Source organism: Stenotrophomonas sp. STEN054 (genome assembly GCF_056854535.1).
The window spans coordinates 1-11,065 of record NZ_JBXFWG010000079.1; the positions used below are offsets into that span (position 1 = coordinate 1).

An 11,065-nucleotide genomic window follows, 5' to 3' on the forward strand; every position below is an offset into this window, starting at 1 on the left:
GGCGCGCGGGCGCGCGGGGGGCCCCCCCCCACCATGCGCCCACCCCCCGGGCGCGCGCGGCCCAGCCCCGGCGGCATCCATCAATCGGGCAACACCCGGTAGCGCCGGGCCATGCCCGGCGGCATCCATCAATCGGGCAACACCCCGGTAGCGCCGGGCCATGCCCGGCGGCATCCATCAATCGGGCAACACCCGGTAGCGCCGGGCCATGCCCGGCGGCATCCATCAATCGCGGAAGTTGTTGAACTGCAGCGGCAGCTCGAACTTGCCGGCCTTCAGCACCGCGATGGCGTCCTGCAGGTCGTCGCGCTTCTTGCCCTGCACGCGCAGCTTGTCGCCGTTGATCTGGCTTTCCACTTTCAGCTTGGCTTCCTTCAGGGCAGCGGCGATCTTCTTGGCGATCTTCTGCTCGATGCCCTGCTTGACGGTGATCTTCTGGCGGGCCTGGGCCAGGTTGGTCTCGATGTCGCCGAACTCCAGGCTCAACACGTCGATGCCACGCGCGGCCAGGCGGGCGCGCAGAATGTCATTCATCTGCTTGAGCTGGAACTCGGTCGGTGCGGTCTGGTTGATGACATCGCCCTCGCGCTCGAACTTGGCTTCCACTCCCTTGAAGTCGAAGCGGGTGGCCAGTTCGCGGTTCGCCTGGTCGATGGCGTTGGTCAGTTCGTGGGTGTCGACTTCGGACACGACGTCGAAGGAAGGCATGGGCGTGGCTCCGCGGAATTCAGTGACCACCATTCTATCGCGGCACCCGTGCCCGGCGCCCGGCGGGCCACGCGGTCGGCGATAATGGGCCATGAACGCGCAACGCTCCCCTTCGCGCGCGGTGACCTGGATGGTCGCCGCCGTGGCCTGCTTCTCGCTGATGGACGCCGGCATGAAACAGCTGTCGGCCAGCTACCCCTCGCTGGAGGTCACCTTCCTGCGTGGCGCGGCCTCGTTGCCCTTCGTGCTGGTCTGGGTGCTGGCCAGTGCCGGCCCGCGCTCGCTCATTCCGCGCCGCTGGGGCCTGCACCTGCTGCGCGGCGGCCTGGGCATGGCGATGATCGGCTGCTTCGTTTACGCGTTGCGCGACCTGCCGCTGTCCACCGCCTACAGCATCTACTTCGTGGCCCCGCTGCTGATCGCGGCGCTGTCGGTGCCGCTGCTGGGCGAGCGGGTCGGGCCGCGGCGCTGGGTGGCCATCGGCGTCGGCCTGCTGGGCGTGATCGTGGTGCTGCGCCCGGGCGTGGATGGCTTCATTTCCATTCCCGGCCTGATGGTGCTGGCTGCCGCCACCGCCTACGCCATCGCCGCCATCACGGTCAGCCTGTTGACCCGCACCGATACTTCGCAGTCGATGGTGGTCTGGTTCCTGGTCATCATGGCCATCGGTGCCGGCCTGTTGGCCTTGCCGGGCTGGGTGCCGCTGCAGCTGGCGCATGCGCCGCTGATCGCCGGCATGGGCCTGGCCGGGGCGCTGGGCCAGATCGCCCTGACGCGGGCGTTCCAGCTGGGCGAGGCGTCGATGATCGCGCCGCTGGAGTACAGCGGCCTTGTCTGGGTGATCGGCTGGGACCTGGCCTTCTGGGGCCAGCTGCCGGACGCCTGGACCTGGGCCGGCGCGGCGATCATCGTGGCCTCGGGCCTGTACCTGCTGCACCGCGAGCGCCTGAACCGGGTGCAGCCGCCGAAGCCGCTGGACCATCCCTGAATCTGCCCGGGATGGGTCAGAGCCCCTGCGGGGATCCAACCCCGGGCTCCAGCCCCCCCCCGTCATCCCCGGTACACGCGACTTAGAACCAAAAGGAATAACATTCTGGCCCAAGGCGCAGGCGCGTAACCGCCGGCGCTGGTAGGCTGCACGCCCCTTCCATCGCCCTGCCGGTGAGCCACGCCCGTGATCGAGTTCCAGCGCCTGCACAAATCCTATGCCGTTGCCGGCCGCCAAGTGAGCGCGCTGCAACCGCTGGACCTGACCATCGAGGCCGGCGAAGTGTTCGGCATCATCGGCCATTCCGGCGCGGGCAAGTCCACCCTGATCCGCATGATCAACCGCCTGGAAGAACCCAGCGGTGGGCGCCTGCTGATAGGCGGCGAAGACATCACCGCGCTCGATGCCGACGGGCTGCGCGCGCTGCGCCGGCGCATCGGCATGATCTTCCAGCACTTCAACCTGCTGTCCTCGCGCACCGTGGCCGGCAACGTCGCCTTCCCGCTGGAACTGGGCGGTATGCCCAGGGCCGAGATCGACGCGCGCGTGGCCGAGCTGCTGCAGACCGTCGGCCTGCAGGACCACGCGGCGAAGTATCCGGCGCAGCTGTCCGGCGGCCAGAAGCAGCGCGTGGGCATCGCCCGTGCATTGGCCACCCGCCCGCAGATCCTGCTGTGCGATGAAGCCACCAGTGCGCTCGATCCGCAGACCACGGCCTCGGTGCTGTCGCTGCTGTCGAAGATCAACCGCGAGCTGGGCCTGACCATCGTGCTGATCACCCATGAGATGGATGTGATCCGCCGCGTCTGCGACCGGGTGGCCGTGCTCGATGCTGGTGAACTGGTGGAAACCGGCCCGGTCACCCAGGTCTTCCTGCACCCGCAGCACCCGACCACGCGCCGTTTCGTCAGCGAATCGGAGCATGTGGACGAGGGCACGCTGCACCGCGATTTCGACGTGGTCGGTGGCCGCATCGTGCGCCTGACCTTCCTCGGCGGCGATACCTACGAACCGCTGCTGGGCAGCGTGGCGCGGCAGACCGGCGTCGACTACAACATCCTGTCCGGCCGCATCGACCGGATCAAGGACACCCCGTATGGCCAGCTGGTGGTCGCCCTGGTGGGCGGTGACCAGTCCGCCGCGCAGGCCGCGTTCGTGGCCGCCGGCGTGCACGTTGAGGAACTGCGTCGATGATTGCCGCTACTGCTGAAGGTTTCTTCCGCCACCTGGATGCGGACAAGTGGGGGGATATCGGCAAGGCCACCATCGAGACGCTGCTGATGATGGCCGGCTCGCTGCCGCTGACCCTGGCCATCGGCCTGCCGATGGGCGTGCTGCTGTACGTGTTCGGCGCGCCGCAGATGAAGCGTCGCCCGTTTGCCTATGGCGTGCTGGCGATCGTGGTGAACCTGCTGCGTTCGGTGCCCTTCATCATCCTGATGGTGGTGCTGATTCCGGTGTCGCTGTGGCTGATGGGCCAGTCGATCGGCGTGCTCGGCACGCTGCCGGCGCTGGTGATCGGTGCGGCGCCGTTCTATGCGCGTCTGGTCGAGACCGCGCTGCGCGAAGTGGACCGTGGCGTGGTCGAGGCCGCGCAGTCGATGGGTGCCACCACCTGGCAGCTGGTCACCCGGGTGCTGCTGCCTGAAGCGCGGCCGGGCCTGATTGCCGCCGCCACGGTCACCACCGTCGCCCTGGTTGGCTTCACTGCCATGGGCGGCGCGATCGGTTCCGGTGGCCTGGGCGACCTGGCGCTGCGCGAAGGCTACCAGCGCAACCGCACCGACGTGGCCCTGGTCACCGTAGTGGTGCTGCTGATCCTGGTGCAGCTGCTGCAGATGCTTGGCGACCGCCTGGTCGCGCGTTACACCCGCAAGTAATACCGTGCCGGGCGTCGCCCGGCATCGTTCGGGTAGCGCCGGGCCATGCCCGGCGGCGCGTTGCTCAGCGCACGTTCGGGACTTCGTAGCCCAGCTTGCCGACCTGGTCGGCGTGCTGCGGCACGCGCTTGAGCTTGTCGGTGTTCACGCCGTATTCGTCGCGCAGGCGCTCGGCCAGCTCCTTGTACAGCGCCTTGTCCATGTCCGGCTGGCGCGAGAAGATCCAGGCCATTTCCCGGCCAGGGTAGCCGATCATCGCCCACGAATAGTCCGGGGCGACTTCCAGCACGCGCGAATGGGTCGGCACGATCCGGTAGAACCAGGTGCGCCAGGCGTGATTGCCGCTGTCGGCGTCGACGCTGGCACGTGCACGCACTTCCTGCTGCGGCGCACCGAAGCCATCGCGGTAGCGGTAGACGATGCCCACCTTGTTGTCTTCGCGCAGCGTGTACTCGTTGACGCTGGCCACGTGGCCGCGTTCGATGAAGTTCGGCACGCGGCCGATCACGTACCAGGTGCCCATGAAGCGCTGCAGATCGATCGGCGCACCATATTCGGAGGCCCCCGATGCGCTGGCGCGCGGCGACGGCGGGTCGCTGGCGGCCAGCGCGGGCCCTCCAAGTGACAGAGCCAGCAACACAGCGCAGAACGGGCGGATCGAGGACATGCGGGAGCGAGCTCCATTGGGTGCCCAAGCATGGTCGACTGTGTGTGCTCGATCCGTCAATGGCGTCGCAGCTCCTGAGAAGGCGGCGCGCCAAGCTGGGCATCATCGAATCGTCGAGAACGCCCATGAACGCTCGCTCTTCCCGTCGCACCCCTGCTGAACGCGACAGCTTCGCCTCCGACCGTCGCCTGCTGCGCAGCGCGCAGCAGCTGGCCCTGGCCGGGCTTGCGCTGGTGCTGGTGTGGCCGGCCGCACGCGGCAGCAGTGTCTGGCTGGGCTGGCTGCCGCTGTGGCTGGTGGGCATGCCGCTGGCAGCCTGGTGGGCGTTGCTGGGCTGCCCGTTGCCGCTGCGGGCCTGGCTGCGCAGCCTGCGCCAGCCGGGCGTGCAGGCCCGGCGCCTGCCTGCCCGGGCCCGGCGCGCGCGTACCGCTGCGGCCTGACCTTCGACACGGGGGCGGCCCCGGGGATCCGTGCTAGCGTTCCAGCGCTTATGACTGCCTGGAACCGCAATGTCACGATTCGCTTCCGCCTGCCTGCTGGCCGGCATGATGACCGCTGCTTCGGTGGGGACCGCCGTGGCTGCTGAGGAAACCGACCGTTACGCCTGGCTGGAGGACGTCACCGGCGACAAGCCGCTGTCCTGGGTCAAGGAACAGAATGCCAAGTCCGAGGGTCGCCTGGCGCAGACCCCGGCCTTCAGGCAGATGGAAGCCAGCATCCGCGAGGTGCTCGATTCGGACGCCAAGATCCCCGGCGTGCAGAAGATCGGCGACTACTACTACAACTTCTGGAAGGACCAGCAGCACGAGCGCGGCCTGTGGCGCCGCACCACCCTGGCCGAGTACCGCAAGGCCTCGCCGCAGTGGGAAACCGTGCTCGACCTGGATGCACTGAACAAGGCCGAGGGCGAGAACTGGGTCTGGCACGGTGCCGACTGCCTGCGCCCGGACTACAGCCGCTGCCTGATCGCGCTGTCGCGCGGCGGCGCCGATGCCGATGTCACCCGCGAATTCGACCTGGCCAACAAGACCTGGATCAAGGACGGCTTCTTCCGCCCTGAATCCAAGGGCGGCCTGGGCTGGATCGACCGTGATTCGGTGTTCGTCTACACCGATTTCGGCGACGGTTCGATGACAACCTCCGGCTACCCGCGCGTGGCCAAGCTGTGGAAGCGCGGCACGCCGCTGGCCTCGGCCAGCGTGGTCTACGAAGGAAAGCCGGAAGACATGTACATCGCGGCGATGCACGATGACACCCCGGGCTTCGAGCGCAATCTGGTCAGCCGCACGCTGGCCTTCTACAACAACGAGCTGTACCTGCGCGCCGACAACGGCACGCTGACCAAGATCGATGCGCCGAACTCGGCGGAAAAGGGCCTGCACAAGCAGTGGCTGACCCTGGAACTGCGCGACCCGTGGACCGTTGGCGGCAAGACCTACGCCTCCGGCTCGCTGCTGGCGACCAAGCTCGACGATTTCCTGGCCGGCAAGCGTGATTTCGAAGTCCTGTTCACCCCGACCGCGACCACCTCGCTGGCCGGTGCCACCTGGACCAGGAGCCACCTCGTGCTGAACGTGCTCGACGACGTCAAGAACCGCCTGTCGGTGCTGACCCCGGGTGCCAAGGGCTGGCAGAAGAGTGAATTCGTCGGTGCGCCGGCCTTCGGAACCCTGGCCGTGGGCGCAGTGGACAGCAATGACAGCGACGCCGTCTGGCTGACCGCCACCGATTACCTGACCCCGACCACCCTGGCCCTGGCCGACATCGGCAAGGCCCCGGAAACGCTGAAGACCATGCCGGCCTTCTTCGATGCCGAGGGCAAGGTGATCGAGCAGCACTTCGCCACCAGCAAGGACGGCACCCGCGTGCCGTACTTCGTGGTGCACGACAAGGCGATGAAGCTGGATGGTTCCAACCCGACCCTCCTGTACGGCTACGGTGGCTTCGAGATCTCGCTGACCCCGAGCTACTCCGGTGGCATGGGCCGCGCCTGGCTGGAAAAGGGCGGCGTGTACGTGGTCGCCAACATCCGCGGCGGTGGCGAGTACGGCCCGCGCTGGCACCAGGCGGCGCTGAAGCAGAACCGTCACAAGGCCTATGAAGACATGGCCGCTGTCGCGCAGGATCTGGTCACCCGCAAGATCACCACGGCCAAGCACCTGGGCGTGCAGGGCGGCAGCAACGGTGGCCTGCTCACCGGCAACATGCTCACCCAGTACCCGGAACTGTTCGGTGCGGTGGTCGTGCAGGTGCCGCTGCTGGACATGAAGCGCTACAGCCACCTGCTGGCTGGTGCTTCATGGATGGCCGAGTACGGCAACCCGGACACCAGCGACTGGGAGTTCATCAAGACCTTCTCGCCGTACCACCTGTTCGACGCGAAGAAGACCTACCCGCCGGTGCTGTTCACCACCTCCACCCGCGATGACCGCGTGCACCCGGGCCATGCCCGCAAGATGGCGGCGAAGATGATCGACGCCGGCAAGGACGTGACCTACTACGAGAACATCGAAGGTGGCCACGGCGGCGCAGCCAACAACGCGCAGGCCGCACACATGTCGGCCCTGGCCTACAGCTTCCTGTGGGAGCGCCTGGGCGGCAAGTGATGTAATGAAAAGCGCCGCCCGAGGGCGGCGTTTTTCTTTGGGTTCCACGTATCCACGCATGGCGTGGATCTACCCGTGAACGTCACGCATGGCGTGGATCCACCCATTTACCGAGCGCCGGACCAGTAGAGCCATGCCATGCGTGGATGCCGTTCGCGCCGGGCGATCAGGCGCCCCAGCGCTTCAACCCACGCGCAATCCGCTCCACCGCCTCCTGCAACCGCGGTACTTCCTGGGTATACGCCAGGCGCACGTGCTGGTTGGCGCGGTGGAAACCGAAATCCAGGCCCGGGGTGAATGCCACGTGCTCGGTTTCCAGGAAGTGCGCGCAGAACGCCTGCGCATCGTCGGTGAACGCACTGACGTCGGCGTACAGATAGAACGCGCCCTGCGGCTCCACCTCGATGCGGAAGCCCAGCTCGCGCAGGGCCGGCAGCAGGAAATCGCGGCGCTGGCGGAACGCCTCGCGGCGCTGTTCGAAGATCGCCATCGATTCCTCGCTGAAGCAGGCGAGGGCGGCATGCTGGGCGATGCTCGACGCGCTGATGTACAGGTTCTGCGCCAGCTTCTCCAGATCGGGCACCGCCGCCGGCGGCGCCACCAGCCAGCCCAGCCGCCAGCCGGTCATGCCGAAGTACTTGGAGAAGCTGTTCAGCACGAATGCGCTGTCATCCACCTGCAGCACGCTTGGTGCATCCAGGCCATAGGTCAGGCCGTGGTAGATCTCGTCCACCACCAGGTGGCCGCCGCGCGCATGCAGCGAGGTCGACAGTGCGGCCAGTTCATCGGCCGACAGCACGGTGCCGGTGGGGTTGGCCGGTGAAGCGACCAGCGCACCAACGCTGTCGGCATTCCAGTGCTGTTCCACCAGCGACGGAGTCAGCTGGTAGGCGGTATCGGGGCCGACCGGCACCAGCTGCGCGCCGCCTTCCACCAGGCGCAGGAAGTGGCGGTTGCAGGGATAGCCGGGGTCGGCCAGCAGCCAGTGCCGGCCCGGGTCGACCAGCAGGCTGCTGGCCAGCAGCAGCGCGCCGGAACCACCGGGGGTGACCAGGATGCGTTCGGGATCGATGTCCAGCCCGTAGTGGCTGCGGTAAAAACCGCTGATCGCCTGGCGCAGGGCCGGCAGGCCGCGTGCGGCGGTGTAGCGGGTATGGCCGGCCGCCAGTGCGGCCTGGCCGGCGCGCACGACCGGTTCGGCGGTGGTGAAGTCCGGTTCGCCGATCTCCAGATGGATCACGTCGTGGCCTGCCTGTTCCAGCGCCTGCGCGCGGGCCAGCAGGGACATCACGTGGAAGGGGGCGATTTCATGGCTGCGCCGGCTGTAGCCCGGCGTGTGGGGCAGGGTGCTCATGCCGCCATGGTACGCCGCGCCCCGGGGTCGGATCCCTTTTGCCTGCAAACGGCTCTGACCCCAGCAAAGTCGCGGTACTGCCGGCAGGCATGGCCACCATGACGTTCCGCAGGGTTGCCCGCCGTCCGTCCGCAACCCAGACTCGGGCTCAGGGACGCCATTGCATTGCCCCTCAAGGAGCCCTATCTCATGAAATCCACCCTCTGCCTGTTGCTTGCCAGCCTGATGACCAGCACCGTTACCGCCGCCACCCCGCCCGTTCCGCCGGATGCCGCCAGGCACCCGCACGAGGTCAAGGCGCCGTTCGGCGCCACCCGCAACGACGACTACTACTGGCTGCGCGACGACAAGCGCGAGAACAAGGACATGCTGGCCTACCTGCAGGCCGAGAATGCCTACACCGACCAGCTGCTGGCGCCGCTGAAGCCGCTCGAAGACACCCTGTACAAGGAAATCGTCGGCCGCATCAAGCAGGACGATTCCAGCGTGCCGACGCGCGAGCGCGGCTACTGGTACTACAGCCGTTACGAGACCGGCCAGGACTACCCCATCCACGCGCGCCGCAAGGGCAGCATGGAGGCGGCCGAGGAAGTCCTGCTCGACGTCAACGCGATGGCCGCAGGCAAGGGCTATTTCAGCGTCGGCGCGATGGAAGTCAGCCAGGACAACCAGCTGCTGGCCTGGGCCGACGATGACGTCGGCCGCCGCCAGTACACCATCCGCTTCAAGGACCTGGCCACCGGCAAGGTGCTGCCCGACGTCATCACCGGCAGCTCCGGCAACCTGGTCTGGGCCGACGACAACCGCACCGTGCTGTACGTCGAGAACGATCCGGAAACCCTGCTGACCGTGCGGGTGAAGAAGCACGTGCTGGGCACCCCGGCCAGCGCCGACACTGTCGTCTACGAAGAGAAGGACGACAGCTTCTACATGGGCATCGGCCGCACCCGCGACGATCGCTTCATCACCATCGGCGTGCACAGCACCGTGTCCTCGGAAGAGCGCTACGCCCCGGCCAGCGACCCGACCACCTTCACCGTGCTGGCCCCGCGCCAGCGTGACGTCGAGTACGACGCCGACCATTACGACGGCCGCTGGGTGATCCGCACCAACGATGGGGCGAAGAACTTCAAGCTGGTCACCGCGCCCACCGATGCCACCTCGCGTGCGCAGTGGAAGGACTGGATCACGCACGACGATGCGGTGTTCATCGAAGGCTTCGAGCTGTTCGACAGCTACACCGCCATCGCCGAACGTTCCGAAGGCCTGGAGCGCATCCGCCTGCTGTTCAAGGATGGCCGCAGCGACTACGTGAAGGCCGACGAGCCGGCGTATTCGATGGGCCTGGGCGACAACACCGAGGCCGACACCCAGTGGCTGCGCTACGTCTACACCTCGATGACCACCCCGACCACCGTGTTCGAACTGAACACCGCCACCGGCGAGCGTCGCCAGCTGAAGGTGCAGCCGGTCATCGGCTATGACGCCTCGAAGTACGAGACCGACCGCGTCTGGATCACCGCGCGCGACGGGGTGAAGGTGCCGGTGTCGCTGGTCTACCGCAAGGGCTACCAGAAGGATGGCAAGGGCGCGCTGTTCCAGTACGCCTACGGCAGCTACGGCATGTCGATGGACCCGTACTTCAACCAGACCGCGGTGAGCCTGCTCGACCGTGGCGTGGTCTACGCCATTGCCCACATCCGTGGCGGCCAGGAAATGGGCCGCGACTGGTACGAGAACGGCAAGCTGCTGCACAAGCAGAACACCTTCAACGACTTCATCGACGTCACCCGTGGCCTGGTGGCGCAGGGTTGGGCGGCCAAGGACCGCGTCGCCGCCTCCGGTGGCAGCGCCGGTGGCCTGCTGATGGGCGCGGTGGCCAACCAGGCGCCGCAGGATTACCGGGTGATGGTGGCGCAGGTGCCGTTCGTCGACGTGGTCACCACCATGCTCGACCCGACCATTCCGCTGACCACCAACGAGTACGACGAGTGGGGCAACCCGGAACAGAAGCAGTACTACGACTACATGCTGTCCTACTCGCCCTACGACAACGTCAGGAAGCAGGCTTACCCGTCGCTGTTCGTGGGCACCGGCCTGTGGGATTCGCAGGTGCAGTACTGGGAACCGGCAAAGTGGGTGGCCAAGCTGCGTGACGACAACACCGGCCACTACCCGATCGTGTTCCGCACGAACATGGAAGCCGGCCACGGCGGCAAGTCCGGACGCTTCCAGCGTTACCGCGAGCTGTCCGAGTCGTATGCGTTCGTGCTGCAGCAGCTGGGTATCGTCCAGCCGTGATCGCGACAGGGTGCCGGGCACTGCCTGGCACCCTGAACCGGTATCCTTGCGGCCATGACCGCGCCCGCACCACCGCCTCCGGATGACACGCCGCCACCGCGCGTGGTGCGTTTCCGCTGGGCGTGGTGGCTGCTGGCCTATGCCAGCCTCGGCACCGGCATCGTCGGCATCTTCGTGCCGGGCCTGCCGACCACCGTATTCATCCTGATTTCGGCCTGGGCCGCCTCGCGCGGCTCCGAGCGCCTGCACACCTGGCTGCTGCAGCACCCGCGGTTCGGCCCGGCCATCGCCAACTGGCAGGCGCACGGCGCGGTCAGCCGCTACGGCAAGTGGATGGCCACGATCACCATGGCCGCGTGCGCCGGCATCATGCTGTGGTGCGTGCCGATCGCCTGGGTGAAGTGGTTTTCCATCGGCAGCATGACCGTGGTGGCGATCTGGCTGTGGACGCGGCCGCTGCCGCCGCCGGAATAACGCCCCGCCGGGCCAGGGCCGGCGCCCCCCGGGTGGTGGGTGTGGGTGGGCCCCGGGCCGTCCCCCCCGGGGTGAGTGGCACCCTGT

General features: G+C 67.5%; 10 protein-coding genes. 7 read left to right on the forward strand and 3 right to left on the reverse strand.

The window, feature by feature from the left end; genetic code table 11:
* Positions 1-225: 225 nt before the first annotated feature.
* Positions 226-708 carry a YajQ family cyclic di-GMP-binding protein gene (locus AC1VXD_RS19000; RefSeq protein ID WP_108747403.1) on the reverse strand — a complete coding sequence of 161 codons (483 nt, stop codon included), beginning with the start codon at positions 706-708 and terminating at the stop codon, positions 226-228.
* 91 nt (positions 709-799) lie between these two features.
* Between AC1VXD_RS19000 and AC1VXD_RS19005 the strand changes: the two genes are divergently transcribed.
* The 3 genes from AC1VXD_RS19005 (at position 800) to AC1VXD_RS19015 (ending at position 3,576) form a co-directional block, all read left to right on the forward strand.
* Positions 800-1,696: a DMT family transporter gene (locus AC1VXD_RS19005; protein WP_313145853.1), complete on the forward strand. Its 897-nt coding sequence runs from the start codon at positions 800-802 to the stop codon at positions 1,694-1,696.
* Positions 1,697-1,882: 186 nt separating this feature from the next.
* Entirely contained in the window at positions 1,883-2,890 is a 1,008-nt protein-coding gene (locus AC1VXD_RS19010) for a methionine ABC transporter ATP-binding protein (RefSeq protein WP_406234598.1), read from the forward strand.
* Positions 2,887-3,576, forward strand: coding sequence for a methionine ABC transporter permease (locus AC1VXD_RS19015; RefSeq protein WP_482993356.1), 690 nt, complete (start codon positions 2,887-2,889; stop codon positions 3,574-3,576). Before AC1VXD_RS19010 ends, AC1VXD_RS19015 begins: the two co-directional genes overlap by 4 nt.
* A 64-nt stretch (positions 3,577-3,640) precedes the next feature.
* On the opposite strand, the gene AC1VXD_RS19020 is transcribed toward AC1VXD_RS19015, so the two are convergent.
* Positions 3,641-4,243 (reverse strand): lipocalin family protein, encoded by a 603-nt coding sequence (locus AC1VXD_RS19020; RefSeq protein ID WP_116865473.1) that lies wholly within the window; start codon positions 4,241-4,243, stop codon positions 3,641-3,643.
* A 125-nt stretch (positions 4,244-4,368) separates the two neighbouring features.
* Here AC1VXD_RS19020 and AC1VXD_RS19025 point away from each other — a divergent pair, with 125 nt between their 5' ends.
* Both AC1VXD_RS19025 and AC1VXD_RS19030 read left to right on the forward strand, forming a co-directional pair.
* Positions 4,369-4,683, forward strand: a complete 315-nt coding sequence (locus AC1VXD_RS19025; protein ID WP_482993357.1) for a hypothetical protein — start codon at positions 4,369-4,371, stop codon at positions 4,681-4,683.
* A gap of 69 nt (positions 4,684-4,752) precedes the next feature.
* On the forward strand, positions 4,753-6,849 hold the full coding sequence (locus tag AC1VXD_RS19030; protein ID WP_482993358.1) for a prolyl oligopeptidase family serine peptidase: 2,097 nt from the start codon (positions 4,753-4,755) through the stop codon (positions 6,847-6,849).
* A 166-nt stretch (positions 6,850-7,015) separates the two neighbouring features.
* Here AC1VXD_RS19030 and AC1VXD_RS19035 read toward each other — a convergent pair whose 3' ends face one another.
* Positions 7,016-8,203 carry a pyridoxal phosphate-dependent aminotransferase gene (locus AC1VXD_RS19035; RefSeq protein ID WP_482993359.1) on the reverse strand — a complete coding sequence of 396 codons (1,188 nt, stop codon included), beginning with the start codon at positions 8,201-8,203 and terminating at the stop codon, positions 7,016-7,018.
* A 189-nt stretch (positions 8,204-8,392) separates the two neighbouring features.
* Between AC1VXD_RS19035 and AC1VXD_RS19040 the strand changes: the two genes are divergently transcribed.
* Positions 8,393-10,504, forward strand: coding sequence for a S9 family peptidase (locus AC1VXD_RS19040; RefSeq protein WP_482993360.1), 2,112 nt, complete (start codon positions 8,393-8,395; stop codon positions 10,502-10,504).
* Positions 10,505-10,558: 54 nt separating this feature from the next.
* Positions 10,559-10,978, forward strand: coding sequence for a YbaN family protein (locus AC1VXD_RS19045; protein ID WP_481562965.1), 420 nt, complete (start codon positions 10,559-10,561; stop codon positions 10,976-10,978).
* Positions 10,979-11,065: the final 87 nt, after the last annotated feature.

Bases quoted from the DNA above. Each gene is read 5' to 3' on its own strand.
- AC1VXD_RS19035 (WP_482993359.1), bottom strand. From the start codon at position 8,203: ATGAGCACCCTGCCCCACACGCCGGGCTACAGCCGGCGCAGCCATGAA.
- AC1VXD_RS19025 (WP_482993357.1), top strand. From the start codon at position 4,369: ATGAACGCTCGCTCTTCCCGTCGCACCCCTGCTGAACGCGACAGCTTC.
- AC1VXD_RS19045 (WP_481562965.1), top strand. From the start codon at position 10,559: ATGACCGCGCCCGCACCACCGCCTCCGGATGACACGCCGCCACCGCGC.
- AC1VXD_RS19005 (WP_313145853.1), top strand. From the start codon at position 800: ATGAACGCGCAACGCTCCCCTTCGCGCGCGGTGACCTGGATGGTCGCC.
- AC1VXD_RS19000 (WP_108747403.1), bottom strand. From the start codon at position 708: ATGCCTTCCTTCGACGTCGTGTCCGAAGTCGACACCCACGAACTGACC.
- AC1VXD_RS19020 (WP_116865473.1), bottom strand. From the start codon at position 4,243: ATGTCCTCGATCCGCCCGTTCTGCGCTGTGTTGCTGGCTCTGTCACTT.
- AC1VXD_RS19030 (WP_482993358.1), top strand. From the start codon at position 4,753: ATGTCACGATTCGCTTCCGCCTGCCTGCTGGCCGGCATGATGACCGCT.
- AC1VXD_RS19040 (WP_482993360.1), top strand. From the start codon at position 8,393: ATGAAATCCACCCTCTGCCTGTTGCTTGCCAGCCTGATGACCAGCACC.
- AC1VXD_RS19015 (WP_482993356.1), top strand. From the start codon at position 2,887: ATGATTGCCGCTACTGCTGAAGGTTTCTTCCGCCACCTGGATGCGGAC.